Genomic DNA, 18609 nt, shown 5'->3' on the forward strand with positions numbered 1-18609 from the left:
ACGACAGGTTCGACGTCCGCTTCGTCACGCGGTGCAATGTCAGGCGCGCGATCCGGCTCGGGCGACGAGCGCCTGCAGGAGTGCGGCGGGTTCCTCAGGGTCGTCGATCGTGATCGCGAACTGCTTGCCGGAGGTGCTCGTGACGACGAGTCCGGGCCCGGAGCGCAGCACGACGGCCGAGCGACCGGGCATGATCCGGTAGCCCCAGCCGCCCCAGTCCATCGGGCGGATGTCGGTGGCCTCGACGACGTCGACCTGGTCGAGGGGGATGCGCTTCATGGGGATGCCGAAGAGCGAGACGACGCGGAGGCCGCGCCAGTCGACGCTGATCCGGAGGCGGATGAACGAAGCACACAGGAGGGTCGCGACGGTGAGGATCGACAGACCGAACATCGCGACGCCCGACTCGCCGCGCAGCAGGATCGGCGTGTAGGCGACGGCGCCGATCACGACGAGTGCGAGGGTGAGCCAGAGGAACAGCAGGGCCGTGACGCTCCGACTCCAGGCACCGACCTCGGTCTCGCCGAGATCCATCGGCGCCGGCCGGGCGGCTGCGCCTGCGAGCAGCGGCTGAGACGGCAGGATCATGGCGGGGATCACGCCCCAGAGCGAGCATGCGGCGAGGGGGACGACCCACCACCCGAGGACGGCACCGTCGACCGAGCCGGCCTGCAACGTGAGCCACGTCGGGATGACCCAGACGGAGGCGGCCGACCCGGCGGCGATACCGATGAAGAGGATGATCATGCGCTTGGTCCGCATGCCGGGCCGCGGGAGGGCGAGCAGGATGGCCGCTGCGACAGCGGCGACGGACGCGATGATGAACGTCACGAGGAAGACGCGCGCGGCGGGCATGGAGTCGTCCGGCGCCCCGGTGCCCGACCAGTGCGAGGCGACGTCGGCCGGGATCGCATCGCCCCAGACGAGCCGCGTGAGTGCGATCGCGATCGCCGGGACGGCCATGGCGAGGCCGGCCAGGACGATTCGTCCGCGCGCTGGTGCCGCCGGTGGCGATGTGGTGGTGTCGTGCATGTGCTCCCCCTGAGCTGCTGAGGTGGTCTGATCGTCGGTGTCGCCGATCGACGTGGTCGTGCGGTGACGTCGGGGATCGTCAGGTGCGTTCGATCATCCGGCTGAGGTCGTTCGGGGTGATCCCGAACTTGCGCGCCTCGGTGACGAGTTGGGCGACGAGTTCGTTGACCCGGACGAGGCCCGGGGCTGCGTCCTCGTTCACCCACGCGCCGCGGCCTTGTCGCATGCCGATGAGTCCGTCGCCGCGAAGCTCTCCGTAGGCGCGGAGGACCGTGTGCATGTTGATCTGCAGTGCTCGGGCGAGGTCGCGGGCAGGCGGGAGGCGCTCCCCCGGTGCCAGCGCGCCCGTCGCGATACCGGAGCGCACCTGCACCGCGATCTGCTCGGCGAGCGACACCGTGGAGGTGGGATCGACGCGGAACAACATGTTTGCAATGGTACTAGAACAATACCGCCTGTGCCCGCGACATCTGTGGGGTTGAGGTCGGCGCGGTGCGCTGACGCGAGTGTGCGCCACTCGGCGCGGGCGCACCCCACAACCGTGAGCGCGCCCCTCCAGAAACCCGCGCTCACGCGGCAGACCCGCGCTCACGTCAGCGCACCGCGCTGGCACAAGCCACAGCGGAGGGCGGGAACGGTCAGAGGGCGACGACGTGGACCGCGATGTCCGCGGCCGCGAGGCGCTCGAGCTCGTCGGAGTCGGCGGAGGAGTCGGTCACGAGGTCGTGGATCTGCCCCAACTCGGCCATGCGCGCGAGTGTGACCCGCCCGACCTTCGAGCCGTCGGCGACCACGATGACCCGCTGCGCGTGCCGCACCATCGCCAGGTTCGTCCGAGCCTCACGCTCGTCGTGCGTCGTCGCACCGCCCTGCGCACTGATGCCGTCGGTCCCGAGGATCGCGGTACCCACGTTGATCGCACTGAAGGTGTTCTCGGCGAGCGCCCCCACCGCCTCGAACGACGTCGACCGCACCAGCCCGCCGGTCATGATCACCTGCAGGTTCGGCCGGGAGGCGATCTCGGTCGCCGTCGTGAGCGAGTTCGTCACGATCGTCAGCTCCGACCGGTTCGACAGCTCCTTCGCGACCGCCGCGGTCGTCGTGCCACCGCTCAGAGCGATGGCGTACGGCCCCGCGGGGATCATCTCCGCCACCCGCATCGCGATCCGCCGCTTCGCCTCACGGAACTGCGTGTCACGGAACCGGACCGGCACCTCGTCGCGTGCCTCGATCGCGCGAGCGCCACCGTGGGTGCGGAGGACGAGTCCGAGGTCGTCGAGGTCGGCCAGGTCGCGCCGGATCGTCGGCGCCGAGACCTGGAGCCGCTCGGTGAGCTCGTCGATCGAGACCACGACGTCGTCGACGGCGAGCAGTGCGAGGATGTCGCGCATCCGCTGGCTGCGCTTGCCCGACGGCGCGTGTCGAGACAGTTCGGCCGCCGTGGGTGCTCGCATCACTGCCTCCGTCCTCGGGTGCTTCATCGACCGACTCTCCAGAGCTCGACCGCCGCACTCGCCGCATCCCGCACCAGATGCTCAGCGAAAGTGAGCATTTGCGTCGATTTCCGATCAAGTTCTTGCTCGGTTCGATCACTGTAGTCGATGATCACTCCATGACACGAGTGACTTTCATCGGGGCGGGCAGCGTCGTCTTCACCCGCCAACTCATCGCCGACCTCCTCCGCTACCGCGACCTCGCCGGCCTCGAGATCGTCCTGCACGACATCGACCCCGACCGCCTCGCCGTGGCCGAGGGCACCGCCCGCCACGTCGACGAACGCCTCGACGGCCGAGCGACGATCACGGCGGAGTCCGACCGTCGTCGCGCCCTCGCCGGCGCGGACTTCGTGATCAACATGGTCCAGGTCGGCGGCATCCGCGCGACCGTCTCCGACCTCGAGATCCCGGCAGCGCGCGGTCTCCTGCAGACCATCGGCGACACCACCGGCGTCGGCGGCGTCTTTCGCGCCCTCCGCACCTTCCCGCTGCTCTCGGCCCTGACCGCCGACATGCGGGAGATCTGCCCCGACGCCCACCTCCTGAACTACACCAACCCGATGGCGATGAACATCTGGTGGGCGTCGGTCGTCGCCCCCGACATCAGCGCGATCGGTCTCTGCCACAGCGTGTTCTGGACCGTGAACGACCTCTGCGAGCTCGTCGGCGTGCCGATCGAGGGCACGAGCTACCGCGCCGCCGGCGTCAACCACCAGTCGTGGCTGCTCGAGTGGACCCACGAGGGCCGCGACCTCTACCCGGCCCTGCGCGAGGGCATCCGCGAGGACCCGGAGCTCAGCCGCCGCGTGCGCGTCGAGATGTTCCGCCGCATCGGCTACTACCCCACCGAGACGAGCGAGCACTCGTCGGAGTACCTGTCGTGGTTCCTCCGCTCCCCCGAGCAGGTCGAGCGCTTCCGCCTCCAGCCGCTCGAGTACCTCGGCATCAGCGAGGAGAACGTCGCGGAGTTCGAGGCGACGAAGGCCGCGCTCGCGGCCGGGACCCCGTTGACGCTCGAGGACGAGGCGAGCGAGTACGCCCCGCAGCTCATCCACTCGCTCGTGACCGACACCCCGCGACTCATCCACGGCAACGTCGTCAACCGCGGCCTCATCGACAACCTGCCGCAGGGCGCCGTCGTCGAGGTCCCCGTCCAGGTCGACGGGAACGGCATCGCCCCGCAGCCCATGGGCGCCCTGCCCGTGCAGTGCGCCGCGCTCAACCGCCCCTACGTCTCGGTCGCCGAACTCACGATCGAGGCCGCTCGCACCGGTGACCCGACCCTCATCCGGCAGGCGGTCCTGATGGACCCGAACGCCTCGTCCACCCTCACGCCCGAGCAGATCTGGGAGCTGTGCAACGACCTCGTCGCCGCGCACGGCGAGCTGCTGCCGGAGCCGCTGCGGGAGATCATCCCCGCCGACCGCATCTGACCGACCCGAAGCACCGCAGCCCCGCACCGTTCCCGAACGATCGACACAGGAGACGACCACCGATGTTCCCACCCCGTTCCACGATCCACGCTTCCAACTCCCCGCACGCCCGCCGCGCACGTCGCCTCATAACCGCGACCGCCGTCCTCGCCGTCGGAGCGCTCGCGCTCTCCGGGTGCGCCGGCGGATCGTCCGGTGCCACGACGCTCGACAAGGACGCGAAGGTGAAGCTCACCTTCTGGACCGGGCAGGCCGACGCGGCCCAGCAGATCCTCACCGGTCTCGTCGACGACTTCGAGAAGCTGCACCCCAACGTGACCATCGACGTGTCCTCGGGCGCGCCGTCCACGGAGGACCTCCTGCAGAAGCTCTCCGCGAGCTTCGCGGGCGGCAACTACCCCGACGTCTCGTACGCCTTCGGTTCCTGGGCGAGCCGACTCGAGGCGTCCGGCCGCACCCTCGACATCACCGACCAGGTGGCGGAGCCAGACGTGAAGTGGGACGAGTTCTCCGAGGCGGCCCGGAAGACGGTGCAGCCGACCGGCGAGAAGACGATCGGCTTCCCCGCCGTGGTCGACAACATCTCGCTCCTGTACAACACGACCGTGTTCGACGCGGCCGGCGTCGACTACCCCACGGCCGACTGGACCTGGGACGACTTCCGCGAGGCGTCGAAGCAGCTCACCGACCCGTCGACGAACACCTACGGCTACGCATACTCGGTGTCGGGCAGCGAGGAGACGACCTGGCAGTTCTGGCCACACCTGTGGCAGAACGGCGGGTCGATCATCTCCGACGACGCCAAGACGGCCGAGTTCGCCTCGGATGCGGGCGTCGACGCACTGACCTTCCTCCGCGACATGGCGGTCGACGACAAGAGCGTCTACCTCGACCAGACCGACACGAAGTTCGGCGACCTGTTCGCCAGCGACCGCATCGGCATGATCACCTCCGGTCCGTGGCAGCTGTCGACGCTGCAGACGAAGGGCACCAAGTACGGCGTCACCGTCCTCCCCGGCACCGACGGCGACCACCAGACCGTCTCCGGGCCCGACGTCTGGGCGCTGTTCGACCACAAGGACAAGAACCGCGAGTACTGGGCGTACGAGTTCACGAAGTGGCTGACCGACTCGGAGCAGGACCTCAAGTGGAACGTCGCCTACGGCAACCTCCCGCTGCGGTCGAGCGAGATCGACACCCCCGAGTTCCAGGCGCAGGTGGCTCAGCTGCCCGGCCTCGACGTGATGGCCGAGAACGGCGTGAACGCGAAGCAGGCCCGCCCGACCGTGCCCGGCTACGTCGGCCTGTCGGAGGCCATCGGCAAGGCGATCTCCTCGGTGCTGCAGGGCCAGGGCGACCCGAAGCAAGCACTCGAGGATGCCGCGAAGGCCGCCGACGACGCCCTGGCGGAGGACTGATGTCCACGGTCACAGGACGCGACACGACCCCCAGGACGGAGCCGGAGCGACCCGAACGTCTCCCGGCTCCGTCTCGGCGAGGCAGGAACCGACTTCGCGACAACCTCACCGGGTGGGGCTTCGTCGCCCCGGCGATGCTCATCGTGCTGGGCCTGTCGATCTTCCCCGCGATCTGGGCGTTCTTTCTGTCACTCCAGAAGTGGGACGGGTTCAGCGAGCCGGAGCAGGTCGGACTGGAGAACTACGCCAGCATGATCGGCAACGACGAGCTGCAGGCGGCCGTCGTCCACACGGTCGTCTACACGCTCCTGTTCGTCCCTGCGTCGCTCGGACTCGGCTTGTTCCTCGCCGTGGCCCTCAACCGCCGGATCCGCTTCATCGGCGTCTACCGCACCGCGATCTTCGTCCCCTTCGTCGCCTCCGCGGCCGCGACCGGCATCCTCACGACCTACCTCTTCAACCCGCAGTTCGGGCTCCTCAACACCGTGTTCCGGTTCCTCGGACTCCCGGCGCAGGGCTGGCTCGAGGACCAGGGGCAGGCGATGGTCGTCATCACGATCATGTCGCTCTGGGGGCAGGCGGCGTTCACGACCGTCATCTACCTGGCTGCCCTGCAGGACATCCCCTCCGAGCTGCTCGAGGCGGCGCGGATCGACGGCGCGAACGCCTGGCAGTCGTTCTGGCGCATCACCTTCCCGCAGCTCGGACCGGTCACCGTGTTCGTCGCCATCTGGCAGTTCATCCAGGCGATCCAGCTGTTCGACCTCGTGTACACCACCACGAGGGGCGGCCCGCTCGGCGCCACCCAGACGATCGTGTTCTACCTCTGGGATGCGGCGTTCAAGCAGTTGCAGTTCGGGTACGGCTCCGCGGTCGCCTACGGGCTCTTCGTGGTGACACTCATCGCCACGATCGGTGTCGTCCTGTACTCCCGCCGCTCCAACGTGGAGGCATTCTGATGACCGTCCTGACCACCCCACCACGCGGTGACGCCGCCACCGGCAAGCCGTCCGTGACCGCCCCGCCCGCTGAACGACGCACCCGTCGGCGCTTCAGCCCCTGGCACCTCGTGCTCGCGCCGATCGCGATCATCTTCGCGATCCCGTTCGTGCAGATGTTCATCACCTCGGTGACGCCGGAGTCGGAGATCAACACCTATCCGCCCCGCATCCTCCCCTCGCACATCACCTTCGACGGGTTCGCGAAGCTCTTCTCCGAGTCGAACATCCTGCTCTGGCTGGGCAACACGGTCATCGTGTCGACGGTCGCGGTCGTGTCCCACCTCGTGCTCTGCTCGCTCGCCGGCTACGGGTTCGCGCGCCTGAAGTTCCGCGGCAAGACGATGGGCTTCCTCATGATCGTCGCGACGATCATGATCCCGACGCAGCTGCTCATGATCCCCACCTACATCCTGTTCTCCCGGATCGGCCTCATCGACAGCCTCGGTGCGGCGATCGTGCCGTGGCTGGCGTCGGCGTTCGGCATCTTCCTCATGCGGCAGTTCTTCCTGTCGCTGCCGGCGGAGCTCGAGGAGGCCGCACTCATCGACGGCTGCACCCGCCTGCAGGTGTTCTTCCGGGTGATCCTGCCGCTCGCGAAACCCGCGCTGGCGACGCTCGCGATCTTCACCCTGCTGGGCTCGTGGAACGACCTCGTCTGGCCGCTCATCGCGATCAACAACGACCAGGCCTTCACGCTGCAGCTCGGCATCACGAACTTCCAGGGCGCGCGCCGCACCGACTGGGCGCTCCTCATGGCCGGCAACGTCGTCGCCACGCTCCCGCTGATCGTGTTCTTCCTCTTCGCCCAGAAGCAGTTCGTGGCGACCATGACCTTCTCAGGCCTCAAGGGGTAGGCACCGATCCCGGCGTGGCAGGATCGCCTCCATCGCCGCGAGAGCGCGTCACACGCTGAACCAACTCCGATACCTCGCAACTTCCCCTCATCACCTCGACCCACCCCAGGAGCAACCGTGTCCATCACCACCATCGTCGGTTCGGAAGCCACCGTCCGCGAGATCACCCAGCAGCCCGACGTCTGGCTCGAGGCGTCGACGGGGATCGCCGCCCGACGCGAGGAGATCGACGCGTTCCTCGCACCGCTCCTCGCCCGACCCGAGCTGCGGATCGTCCTGACCGGTGCGGGGACCTCTGCCTTCATCGGCGAGATCGCGGCACCCGCCCTGACCCGGACGCTCCATCGCCGGATCGACGCCGTCGCGACCACCGACATCGTCTCCAACCCGCAGGAGTCGTTCGCCGAGGACGTCCCGCTGCTCCTCGTGTCGTTCGCCCGCTCCGGCAACAGCCCCGAGAGCGTGGCCGCGACGGAACTCGCCGACCAGTCGCTCACCGAGGTGCACCACCTGGTGATCACGTGCGACGAGACCGGCGAGCTGTACCGAAGCCACCACGACCGCGCCTCGTCGCTCACCGTCCTCATGCCCCTGCGGTCGAACGACGAGGGCTTCGCGATGACGTCGAGCTTCAGCTCGATGCTGCTCTCGGTGCTCCTCATCCTCGGCGGCGCGGACGACGCCGCGGTGCAGGCGCTCGCGGCCGGCGCGACGACGATCCTCGACCACCGAGAGGTGGACATCCGCGCGCTCGCCAACGAGGGCTGCGAACGTGTCGTCTACATCGGCAGCGGCCCGCTCACCGGTCTGGCCCGGGAGTCGGCGCTCAAGCTGCTCGAGCTGACCGCCGGACGGATCGTCACCTACTACGACTCGGCGCTCGGGTTCCGTCACGGACCGAAGGCGGTCGTCGACGACAGCACGCTCGTCGTCGTCTACCTGTCTTCCGATCCGTACACGCGGCGGTACGACCTCGACATCGTCGCCGAACTGCGCGAGACGCTCTCGCCGGAGCGCGTGATCGCGATCTCCTCCGAGCCCGTCGCCGACGCGACGGTGTACGACTGGGTGCTGCCCGAGCTCGCCGGCCTCGATGACGCGCAGCTCGCGATCGGCTACGTACTCGTCGCGCAGCTGCTCGGCCTGTCCTACTCGCTGCAGCTCGGCGCGACCCCGGACAACCCGTTCCCGAGCGGCACGGTGAACCGCGTCGTGCAGGGGGTCCGGATCCACGAGTTCGACGGCGTCGACGACGCTCGGAGTGTCGCCGCTCAGCTGCAGGAGCAGTAGTCGTGGCGCGGTACCTCGGCGTCGACGGTGGCGGGTCGAAGACGGCCTTCGTGCTGCTCGACGACGCCGGACGGGTGCTCGCGGAAGCGAGGACGGCCAGCTGCTACTACTTCGACGAGGGGATCGAGCTGGTCGGTCGCATCCTCACCGAGGGTGTCTCGGAGGTGTGCCGGCAGGCGGACGTCACGACCGCCGACATCGATCAGGCCTTCTTCGGCCTTCCCGGGTACGGCGAGGTGAGTTCCGACATCGCCCACCTCGATGCGCTGCCGCGCGACGTGCTCGGCCATGACCGGTTCTCCTGCGACAACGACATGGTGTGCGGCTGGGCCGGATCGCTCGGCGCCGTCGACGGCATCAACGTCATCAGCGGCACGGGCTCGATGACGTACGGCGAGCGCCGTGGCCGGGGGCACCGGGTCGGCGGCTGGAGCGAGCTGTTCGGTGACGAGGGGTCGGCGTACTGGATCGCCGCCCGCGGCTTGAACGCCTTCACGCGGATGAGCGACGGCCGCCTGCCACGCGGTCCGCTCGCCGAGCTGGTGCGGGCGCGGGTCGGGATCACGAGCGACCTCGACGTGATCGACGTCGTCATGAACCGGTGGAAGGGTCAGCGGGGCCGCATCGCGGACCTCGCGAAGACGGTCGTCGCGGCCGCGGACCAGGGTGACGAGGTCGCCGAGCGCATCCTGGCCGACGCGAGCGGTGAGCTGGCGGAGATCGTCGAGGCGACGCGCGTGGAGCTCGGTTTCAGCGGCGACGAGGTCGTTCCGGTGTCGTACTCGGGCGGGGTGTTCTCGGCCGAGCCGGTGCGGTCGGGTTTCGAGCAGGCCATCGCGGCGCTGCCCGCCCGGTACGAACTCCGGACCCCGCTGTTCGGTCCGGCGATCGGCGCCGCGCTGTACGCCGCGAAGCGCGCCGGGTCACCGCTCTCGCCCCAGGCGCTCGAGGTGTTGCGCTCCCGGTAGCCCGCTCCTCCACCCGCCGTCGCCTTAGGCCAGCGCGGTGCGCTGACGCGACCGCGGGCCTGACGCGCGAGCGCGGGTCTCCGGAGGGGCGCGCTCACGCGCGCGGGGCGCGGGCACGCCGGTTGCGCAGCGGCCACGCCGGGCACGCCACACTCGCGTCAGCGCACCGCGCTGGCGCGAGGACGGGCTACTTGGAAGCTTGACCCTCACGCGGCGTGAGGCTTTAGCGTCGTCACCATGACGATCACGATCCTCGACACCGCCACCGGCATGCGTTCCGTTCTCGACGCACCGGAAGCCGATCAACCCGCGCGACTCCGCGCCATGCTCGAGCCCGTCGCCGACATGTACCGGTACTTCCCGGGCGAGGTCGACCTGCTCGCCATGCACACGATGGGCTCGGGATTCCCGATCGATCGGAGCCGGGATCGGGTCGTCGACGCCCTCGACCGGCTCGTCGCGGCGGACGCCTGGGGACGGACCTCACGGGCGCTCGACGCGGCGGTCGCCACCCAGCTCGCGGCGGTGCCGACCCTCGTGGTCCCCGACATCACCGTCCTGCTCGTCCTCGGCGACCCGGACGACACCTACTTCATGGAGTCGATCCGCGGGTTCATCGGTAACGGCAGCGCGACCGGGTTCATCTCCCTCATCCTCTGGCCGACCGAAGAGAACCTCGCCCGCCTCGAGGCGGCCGCCGTCCACGAGCTCAACCACAACCTGCGGTACGCGCCGGGTGGGGTGGTGTGGGATCCGGCGACCGTCGTGGTCGGAGAGCAAGTGGTGTCGGAGGGGCTCGCGGACACGTTCGCCCGGCAGCTGCACGGGCCGTCCGGCTACACGCCGATCGGTGTCGCGCACCTCGACGACGACGCGGTGTTCGACCGGGTCGTCGAGGGTCTGGACGTCGGAGGGATGCAGCACTTCGTCTCGTGGGTGCACGGTGACGAAGCCGCGCTGCGATACGGGGGTGAGCCGGTCGGTCTACCGATGGGTGCCGGGTATGCAGCGGGCAACCGTCTCGTCGACGCCTACCTGTCGGCGACGGGGACGACCGCCGCGGAGGCGCTGCACGTTCCGAGCGCGACGATCATCGAGGTGGCACTCCGCGAGCTGGGCTGAGGCGGATCGCCCTCACTCCCAGACGGCGTTCTCGGGGTCCACGCCGTGGCTGTGTGCGTTCGCATCGATGACCCGTGAGAGCCACGCGGCGAGGCCGGTCTCGATCCGGTCGTAGGTGTCGGCCATGCCAGGCTCGGTGAGCGCGAGACGACCGATGATCACGTGCATGGACGGCGTGCAGTGGAAGTACTCGCCGAGGGCGACGCGATGCCGTTCGGCGAGGGTGTTCGCCGTCTCGCTCCCGGCGACGACACCGGCGCGCTTGGCCTCGGCGAGTTCGTCGACCAGGTCGCGCATGGGTCCGACCAGTGCGCGCCAGTCGTCCGACGTGCGGGTCGCGGACCGCTCGGCGTACTCGGCCCACTGTGCGGAGTCGCCCCAGCGGGCGCGGGCGGTCTCAGTCATCGTGGGGTTCCAGTCGTCGCCGAACACCGCCTGGCGCTCATCCTCGGGGACGAGCACGCCGACCTCGTCGGCTTCGAGCAGGCGGTCGACGGACCGGGCGACGGCTTCGAGTCGGTTGATGGTGTCGCCGAGTTCGCGCCGACGCCGTGTGAGCTCCGCCCGTCGTTCGGCGGCCGGAGCGCTGAGGAGGGTGGGGATGGGAGCGAGCGGGACACCGAGGTCGCGGAGGAGCACGACGCGTCGGAGGCGGGCGATGTCGACGGGCAGGTACGAGCGGTAGCCGCTCCGGTTCCTTCCGGACGGCTGCGCGACGCCGATCTCGTCCCAGTGGTGCAGCGTCCGCACGCTGACGCCGATCTCGGCCGCCGCCCGACCGACGGTCACACCACCCTCGGCCCTCCCGTGCTCGTCCATCCCCCCAGCATCGCACCCGGGTCCGACCTGCGTCCTCTGCCCTCTGCCAGCGCGGTGCGCTGACGCGAATGCACCCGACCCGGCCCGAGCGCGCCCCACACCCGCGAGCGCGCCCCTCCGGAGACCCGCGCTCACGCGCCAGACCCGCGCTCGGCCCCAGCGCACCGCGCTGACACCGGTACCGAACTCGCCAGCGCGGTACGCCGGCGTGAGTGTGCCCCTCGGCGCGAGTGTGCATCTCCCGGCTTGAGCGCACCCCTCCGGAGACCCGCGCCCACGCGCCAGACCCGCGCTCGGCCCCAGCGCACCGCGCTGGCACCAGGCCCGACGGGTGACGCGAACGGCCCCGGGAGCTGTGTGCTCCCGGGGCCGGCGGACGTTCAGTTGGTCAGGCCGCCCGGCGACGCGCTCGCATCGCGACGAGGACACCACCGAGGAGGACCAGCAGGACCCCAGCGCCGATCGTGCCGAACGGCAGCTCCGTCCCGGTCGTCGCGAGCGCCCCACCCGACGCCGCACCGTCGACGGTCGTCCCGTCGGCCGCGACGATCCGCACCTCGGTCCAACCGATGAGCGAGCCGTCCGCCGCGTAGACCGCGACCCGGTGGTCGCCCAGCGTCGCGTCGGCCGGGATCGTCGCCAGCAGGTCACCGGCGGCGTTCGTCGTACCGGCGGCGATCCGCGCCGGCGTCGAGTACAGCCACACCTCGACGGCCGTCGCGGCGAAGCGGTCCTCGAGGCCGACCGTCACGGTCTCGCCCCGCCGCACCGTGTCCGCCAGCGTGATCGCACCGCGGTTGGCCTCGGTGAGGCTCGTCCCGGGCAGTGGCGTGACCCCACCGGTCGGGGGCGTCACGGGCGGCGTGGTCGTTCCGGGCAGCGACCCGAGACGCAGGGCCTCGGAAGCGTAACCGTCGGCGAACCAGTACACGGGACGCTCACCGTCGACCGACAGGGAGGCCGGCGCGGTCGCGAAGCCCTCGTTGTTGAGGTTGGGCAGTCCCGCCGGACGCTCGACCTGAGCGATGCCGGGCTGCTCGGTCCCGTTCAGCGTGATCTGCGCACCGGTGCCCGCGCAGCCGTCGTCGCACACGGCCCACAGCACGCCGAGCGTCGTGTCGTAGTCGAGCGCCATGACCGCCGGGAGTCCCGGGTCGATCGTCGAGATCAGCGTGGCCGAGCCGTCGGCGTTCAGTGCGAACGCGTACACGTCGCCGGTGTCCTCGACGCCGACGAAGAACAGCCCGTCGCCGTGGCCCGCGTAGTTCGCCGGGTCGTACGTCGCCTTCGTGTTGTCGTCGAAGAGCTTGCCGGCGAGATCGCCGTCGGCCACCCACTCGACGGCCTCGACACCGAGGTTCGCACCGACCGTCGGCAGCAGGGCCGTGAGGTCCCACTCCTGGGAGGCGACGACGTCGGGGCCGGGCGCGTTCGGGTCGACCTTGAGCACGGCGTTGAGCGTCGTGCCCTTCACGCTGTTGTCGCGCTCGACGCCGACATAGACGGAACCTGCGCCGTCGACGGTGATGCCTTCGGTGTCGGGGCCGGCAGCGGCGGGGTTCGACGCGTCCTTCTGGAAGCGGGCGCGCTTGCCGTTCTCCCAACCGTCGACGAACGAGACCGAACCGTCTTCTGCGATCGCGAGCTTCCAGAACGAGCCGGTGCCGTTGTCGACCGCCCAGAGGAACGCGCCGTCGGCGGTGACCTGGGTGTCGAGTCCGGAGCTGTCCTCGAGGAACATCGGCTTGGTGTCGAGCACCGTCACGTCGGGCGAACCGGGCCACGGGCCGACCGGGATCTCACCGGCGCAGACGTTGGCCGTGCCCTTGGTGGCCTCGGCCGTCGCAGCGAAGGCGCCGGTCGCGTCGGGGCAGCGTCCCCAGGTGTTCGCCGGGTGGCCCTCGCCCCAGGTGGTCGAGTCGAGCAGGGCGTCGCCCTCGAAGAGACGGACCGTGTCGCCGCCGCCGAGCCCGAAGCCGAGGGCTGCGCGCTCGATGACGAGGTAGCCGCCGGCCGCGATGCTCGTGCCGGTGGGGATGGCGTAGGCGTGGGTGTCGTCGTCGTCCTTCACGACGATGCCGGAGACGTCGAGCGCAGCGGTCGTCGGGTTGACGAGCTCGATCCAGTCGTCGGGCGATCCGCCGTCGGACTCGACCTCGTTGATACGCACCGGATTACCGCAGGCGTTGCGCAGGCCCTTGGTGGAAACGGCAGTGTCGACGAACTCGCCGGTGCCGTCGGGGCAGCGCGCAAAGACGCCGTCCGCGTGAGCCGCGTAGCTGTACTCGGCGACCGTCGCGCCAGCGGCGTTCCGCACGGTGGTGGTGTCGCCGTTGCCGAGCCCGAACGCGAAGTTCACATTCTGGTCGAAGACGAAGTACGCGCCGGGCTCGAGGATCGTGCCCGCGGGCAGCGGGGTCGTGTCGGCGGCGTGGCCCACCGGGTCGTTGTCCATGAGTGTCCAGCCGGAGATGTCCAGCGCGGTCGCCTCGAGGTTGACGATCTCGACCCAGTCGGTCGTGTCCTTGTTCGACTCGACCTCGTTGATCGCGACGTTCGGGAGGACGCAGTCGTTCGCGGCACCCTTGGTGATACGTGCGAGCGTGAAGTCGCCTTCACCGTCGGGGCAGCGGGCGAGCGTGGCGGCGATGAAGTCACCGTCGATGGCCGCGTGGCCGCTCCACGTTCCCGAGCGGTCGATGAGGGTGCCGGTCGCGTCGAACAGGCGGATCTCGTCGGCGCTGCCGATGCCGATCGGGTCACGGAACGCGCCCTGCGTCTCGGTGCCGCCGACCAGGCCGATCGTCGCCTCGTCGACCACGAGGAACTCGCCGGGGGCGATCGACGTGCCGGGCAGGAACTGCCAGCGGTGATCGTCGGAGTTGTCGCGGATCTCGTAGCGCGAGATGTCGAGGGCCGTCGTGCCGGGGTTGAAGAACTCGACCCAGTCGGACGGCTGGGAGTCGATCTCGTTGATGCGGATCGCACCGTCGGTCTCCGGGACCCCGGGTGTGGTGAAGACGTTCGCGGCGCCCTTCGTCGACTCGGTGGTCTCGGCCCAGCCGGCGCGGTCGGCGGTGACACCGTAGGTGACCGGGGCGTGTGCGGTCCACGAGTATTCGTCGGCGATCGCGGCGGTCGGATCGAACAGCCGGACCGAGTCGTCCTTGCCGAGACCGAAGCCGAACTGCGTGTCGTCGATGACGAGGAACGCGCCGGGCTCGACGACGGTGCCGGCCGGGAAGGCGTAGGGCTTGTCGTCCTTGTTGTCCTTCACGACCCAACCATCGAGCGTGACGGCGGTCGTCGCGGTGTTGGTGAACTCGATCCAGTCACCGGGGACGCCGTCGGAGGACTCGATCTCGTTGATTTGGAGCCCCGGCGCTGGGGCGGCGATGGCGGCGGCTGGCGTCGCGATGAGGGCGGTCGCACCGATGGCGCACGCGGCGGTCATCGTCAACACGCGGTTGAGGCGGGGCATGGGTCTCCAGGGCACGAAGGGACGGGGATCGTGTCCCATCCCATCGGCGCGGGGTGGCCGGGTGGAGGAGCGGGGGTGACCGGGAGGTGAACGACAGGTGGCTTCCCAGGCGGGACGTGTCACGATCCAGCAGATCTGACGCAGCGACCAGGACTACGCTCACCCCATGACCGACGATGCGACCACCGACATCGCTCCACGCGCAGACCTCACCGGCTGGGTGCGGACCTCGTTCACCGGCGGCGGCGTCACGCACGACCGCTTCGAGAAGGGGTCCGGGCCGGGCGTCGTCCTCATCCCCGAGCTGCCCGGACTCACGCCCGAGGTCCTCGGACTCGCGGAGCACCTCGTCGCTGAGGGGTTCACGGTCGCGATCCCCTCGCCGTTCGGGACGCCGGGACACGAAGGAACCATCGGCTACACGCTCGCCAGCGTGAGCAAAGTCTGCGTCTCCGCCGAGTTCAAGGCGTTCGCGACCGGCGCCCACCGACCCGTCGCCGACCACGTCCGGGCACTGGCCGCCGACCTCGCGGGCCGCACGCCTGGTCCTGGCGTCGGCGTCATCGGAATGTGTTTCACCGGCGGATTCGCGCTCGCGGCTGCCGTCGACGAGCACGTCCTCGCCTCCGTCATGAGCCAGCCGTCCACGCCGTTCCCTGTGAGCCGCGCCCGCCGCGTCGACGCCGGGATGTCCGCCGCCGAGTTCGACGCCGTCGCAGCCCGTGCGGCTCAGGGTTCGGTCTGCGCGCTCGGCCTCCGCTTCAGCGAGGACCGGGCCGTGCCTCGAGAGCGCTTCGCCACCATCGCAGCCAAGCTCGGCGACGCGTTCGAGGTCATCGAACTCGACTCCTCCCCCGGCAACGCCGCCGGCTTCGCGAAGACCGCACACTCGGTGCTCACCGGCGAGGTCCGCGAGCGCGCCGGCCACCCGGCGTTCGAAGCACGCAAGCGCGTGGTCGCCTTCCTCCGCGAACGGCTGGCGACGCCGACCGCGTCGGCCTGACCTTCCCAGCTGACCGGCACGCTGCGATCATCGACTCCATGACCTCGACACGACACGACCGCGCGACACCGAACCTGCCGTCACGCAACTTCGACGCGACGGAGACGTTCTACTCGGCGTTCGGCTTCGAGCGCGCGTTCCGAGACGAGGGCTGGCTGATCCTCGTCCGCGGCGGCCTGCAGCTCGAGTTCTTCCCGGCACCCGACCTCGACCCGGCGTCGAGCAGCTTCATGTGCTGCCTGCGTGTGGCCGACGTCGACGAACTCTACGACGCGATCCGACGGTCGGGCGTCCCGGAACGCACGACCGGAGCGCCGCGACTCCACCCGGTCCGGATGCAGGACTGGGGCCTCCGCGCCGGATTCCTCATCGACCCGGACGGCACGCAGCTCACCCTGATCGAGCAACGCGACTGATCCGCGACGGCGCGACGTTCCGCGGGTCGCTGCTCGGGAGCGCCTAGAAGAAGGTGATCCCGTGCGGCGCGCGCGGCGTCTGGAGCATCGACCGCAGCAGGAGTGGCGCTGCGGGATCGGCCGCCTGCAGCACACCGGCTGCGGCGAGTGACACCGGCGAGACCGCTCCGAGCAGGAGCGAACCGAGGTCGGCCACGTCGAGCGCGAGGTCGGCGCCGGCAGCGTCGGTCTCGTCGCTCAGCTTCGTAGCCGTACCGCGGCCACCGGTCACCTCGAGGCGGAAGGTGCCCGCCGCGTAGCCGAGCGCGTCGGTGACGGCGATCGTCAACGTGCCGTCGACCGCGAACGGACGCGAGGCGAAGACGGCCGGGAGGTCGAGGACGCGCAGCCACACGTGGTCCTCCTCGTGCTCGATGTCGTACGCGCGGTTGTCGCCGAGGGCCGAGACGATCGGGTCGTCGAGCCTGGCACGGTTGTACTTCACGACGTCGTTGAGGTCGATGGAGAGCAGGAACTCCCACAGGGAGAGGTAGGCCGCGTCGGTCGCGTAGACGAGGTCGATGATCTCGATGCCGGTCTGTCCGCCGGGCTGCTCGACCATGCGCCACGTGACGTAGCCGTCGACCTCCTCGCCGTCGGCCGGGCGGTGCACGGCGGCGCGGGTGTCCTTCGCCGGTTCGCCGTCGCGACCCAGCGTGCCAAGGACCAACGGCCAGGATCCGGTGTTGCGGACCATGGACCCGATCGAGCGCTCGTCGAAGCGGTCGAACACCTGACGCGCGACGCCATCGACCAGGTACTCGGGCGTGACGACGGACACGATGCCGCTCGTCGGCGCGAGGAACGGCAGCGCCTTCGCGCGCTTCACGACGACGTTGCGCTCACGGATCGCGGAGCCGAACCCGAAGCGACGGTAGATCGTGCCCTCGCTGGCGGTGAGGGCCGCGATCGCATAGCCGTCGGCGACGCCGCGCTCCAGAGCCTGCGTCATCATGCGGCGCAGGATGCCGCGGCGACGTTCGGTCGGGCGGACCGTGACGTCGGAGATCGCCTGCGTGTTGATGCTGGTGCCGTCGCCCCAGCTGAGCGTCTTCGGGAACCAGGAGAAGGTGCCGGCGGGCCAGGTCTCGTCGACCGAACCGGGCTGCGGCTTGCGGACGTAGGCGCCGAGCAGCACCGCTTCGTCGGCGATGAGGTCGTTCACCTTGCGCTTGCGCGCCTCCGGCTTCGGGGTGGGCTCGTGGAAGCCGAACCCGATGGCGTCGAGGGCCGCAAGGCTCTCGGGCGTCGGTTCGCCGTCGGCCCCGTTCGCGAACGGGAACTCACGGAGCTCGTAACGGGCGTCGAAATCTTTGCTGTTGGCCACGAGTCCACCCTAACGACCCGGCCTGACACGCCCCCGGGAAGCGCGTTGGGACCGCGACCTCACGGCAGGGTGATCGACACCTCGACCGTATACTCGTCGGCAGTCTGGCCCAGCACCCGCTGCCGGAGCTCGGTGGTCGGCATCGTGATCCCCCGCTCCGCGATCGCATCGAACAGGGCGACCACCGCGGGGTGCGTCGATCCCTCCGGGAGCTCGACGCCCGGTTCGGGTCGCCAGACCGCAGCGAGTTCGGCCCGCTCGGGCAGTACGTCGACCGTGGTCTCGTCACCACCCCACGTCGGTTCGAGCTGCGACGAGGTCGGCCAGCAGCAGACGATCTCGACCGCCCCCTGCTCACCCGGTCGGAGCGCGGTCCAGAACGGCCCCGTCGGCCCGACGCCGGCCTCCTGCACGGCGACGTAGAGCTGCGAGAACTGCTCGTTCGCGTCGTCATCGGTCACCGAGTCCTCGTCGCCGCGCGGCACGGTGAGCACCCGGCCGACGTAGGGCTGGGGAGGGAGGGAGCGTTCGACGATCTCGACCGGTGCCGCGAGTGACGCGACGACCGCGCGGGCCTGTGCGAAGGCGTGGTCCTCCTGCTCCCGCTGCTCCAGGACGAGACGGTGGTGCACGTCGATCGCGGTCGACGGATCCGCGCCGGCGACGGTCACGCCCACGGCGGCGAGCGGGACGCCGGCGTCGCGGAGTGACTTCACGATCACGCCGGAACGCACCTGCTCCTCGCCGTAGCGGCGGTAGCCGGAGTCGGGATCGACCTCGGCTGGAACCAGCACGCCCTTCTCGTCGTAGTGGCGGAGCGCCTTCACGCTCAACCCGGTCATGCCTGCGAACTCTCCGATGTGCAACATGCTTCAAGCATCCCGTCTCCCCCTACGGGAGAGTCAACTCC

Annotated in this window: 16 protein-coding genes; 9 read left to right on the forward strand and 7 right to left on the reverse strand. The window is 70.0% G+C overall.

The features are described from left to right. Nucleotides 1-39 precede the first annotated feature (39 nt). The 3 genes from RWN05_RS17000 to RWN05_RS17010 form a co-directional block, all read right to left on the reverse strand. Nucleotides 40-1032, reverse strand: coding sequence for a hypothetical protein (locus tag RWN05_RS17000; RefSeq protein WP_314140445.1), 993 nt, complete (start codon nt 1030-1032; stop codon nt 40-42). A gap of 79 nt (nt 1033-1111) precedes the next feature. Further along, entirely contained in the window at nt 1112-1459 is a 348-nt protein-coding gene (locus tag RWN05_RS17005; RefSeq protein ID WP_175117885.1) for a GntR family transcriptional regulator, read from the reverse strand. A 211-nt stretch (nt 1460-1670) separates the two neighbouring features. Further along, nucleotides 1671-2486 carry a DeoR/GlpR family DNA-binding transcription regulator gene (locus tag RWN05_RS17010; protein WP_314140448.1) on the reverse strand — a complete coding sequence of 272 codons (816 nt, stop codon included), beginning with the start codon at nt 2484-2486 and terminating at the stop codon, nt 1671-1673. Nucleotides 2487-2644: 158 nt separating this feature from the next. On the opposite strand from RWN05_RS17010, the gene RWN05_RS17015 reads away from it, so the two are divergent. The 7 genes from RWN05_RS17015 (at nt 2645) to RWN05_RS17045 (ending at nt 10614) form a co-directional block, all read left to right on the forward strand. Next, a complete protein-coding gene (locus RWN05_RS17015) occupies nt 2645-3961 on the forward strand; it encodes an alpha-glucosidase/alpha-galactosidase (protein ID WP_314140450.1) in 1317 nt (438 codons plus the stop codon). 62 nt (nt 3962-4023) lie between these two features. After that, nucleotides 4024-5379, forward strand: coding sequence for an ABC transporter substrate-binding protein (locus RWN05_RS17020; protein ID WP_082916241.1), 1356 nt, complete (start codon nt 4024-4026; stop codon nt 5377-5379). Beyond that, nucleotides 5379-6338, forward strand: coding sequence for a sugar ABC transporter permease (locus tag RWN05_RS17025; protein ID WP_314140452.1), 960 nt, complete (start codon nt 5379-5381; stop codon nt 6336-6338). The genes RWN05_RS17020 and RWN05_RS17025 overlap by 1 nt, the downstream gene beginning before the upstream one ends. Further along, nucleotides 6338-7234 (forward strand): carbohydrate ABC transporter permease, encoded by an 897-nt coding sequence (locus RWN05_RS17030; RefSeq protein ID WP_314140453.1) that lies wholly within the window; start codon nt 6338-6340, stop codon nt 7232-7234. Before RWN05_RS17025 ends, RWN05_RS17030 begins: the two co-directional genes overlap by 1 nt. Nucleotides 7235-7351: 117 nt before the next feature. Then, nucleotides 7352-8524 (forward strand): SIS domain-containing protein, encoded by a 1173-nt coding sequence (locus tag RWN05_RS17035; protein WP_314140455.1) that lies wholly within the window; start codon nt 7352-7354, stop codon nt 8522-8524. Nucleotides 8525-8526: 2 nt separating this feature from the next. Then, a complete protein-coding gene (locus tag RWN05_RS17040; RefSeq protein WP_314140457.1) occupies nt 8527-9492 on the forward strand; it encodes a BadF/BadG/BcrA/BcrD ATPase family protein in 966 nt (321 codons plus the stop codon). A gap of 237 nt (nt 9493-9729) precedes the next feature. Continuing rightward, nucleotides 9730-10614, forward strand: coding sequence for a DUF2268 domain-containing protein (locus tag RWN05_RS17045; RefSeq protein ID WP_079003360.1), 885 nt, complete (start codon nt 9730-9732; stop codon nt 10612-10614). A 12-nt stretch (nt 10615-10626) separates the two neighbouring features. Here RWN05_RS17045 and RWN05_RS17050 read toward each other — a convergent pair whose 3' ends face one another. Together RWN05_RS17050 and RWN05_RS17055 are read right to left on the reverse strand one after the other, a co-directional pair. After that, on the reverse strand, nt 10627-11433 hold the full coding sequence (locus RWN05_RS17050; protein ID WP_079003361.1) for a MerR family transcriptional regulator: 807 nt from the start codon (nt 11431-11433) through the stop codon (nt 10627-10629). A gap of 388 nt (nt 11434-11821) precedes the next feature. After that, on the reverse strand, nt 11822-14914 hold the full coding sequence (locus RWN05_RS17055) for a lamin tail domain-containing protein (RefSeq protein ID WP_314140458.1): 3093 nt from the start codon (nt 14912-14914) through the stop codon (nt 11822-11824). A gap of 166 nt (nt 14915-15080) precedes the next feature. Here RWN05_RS17055 and RWN05_RS17060 point away from each other — a divergent pair, with 166 nt between their 5' ends. Together RWN05_RS17060 and RWN05_RS17065 are read left to right on the forward strand one after the other, a co-directional pair. After that, nucleotides 15081-15917, forward strand: a complete 837-nt coding sequence (locus tag RWN05_RS17060) for a dienelactone hydrolase family protein (protein WP_314140459.1) — start codon at nt 15081-15083, stop codon at nt 15915-15917. 38 nt (nt 15918-15955) lie between these two features. Then, the gene (locus RWN05_RS17065) at nt 15956-16333 is read left to right on the forward strand and encodes a bleomycin resistance protein (protein WP_314140460.1); all 378 of its coding nucleotides are present in this window, start codon (nt 15956-15958) and stop codon (nt 16331-16333) included. Nucleotides 16334-16376: 43 nt separating this feature from the next. On the opposite strand, the gene RWN05_RS17070 is transcribed toward RWN05_RS17065, so the two are convergent. Together RWN05_RS17070 and RWN05_RS17075 are read right to left on the reverse strand one after the other, a co-directional pair. Then, nucleotides 16377-17699 (reverse strand): GNAT family N-acetyltransferase, encoded by a 1323-nt coding sequence (locus RWN05_RS17070; RefSeq protein ID WP_314140462.1) that lies wholly within the window; start codon nt 17697-17699, stop codon nt 16377-16379. Between the two features lie 59 nt (nt 17700-17758). Next, nucleotides 17759-18568: a MerR family DNA-binding transcriptional regulator gene (locus RWN05_RS17075; protein WP_314140464.1), complete on the reverse strand. Its 810-nt coding sequence runs from the start codon at nt 18566-18568 to the stop codon at nt 17759-17761. Nucleotides 18569-18609 lie beyond the last annotated feature (41 nt).

Source organism: uncultured Plantibacter sp. (genome assembly GCF_963518075.1).
GTDB classification, from domain to species: Bacteria; Actinomycetota; Actinomycetes; order Actinomycetales; family Microbacteriaceae; genus Plantibacter; species Plantibacter flavus_A.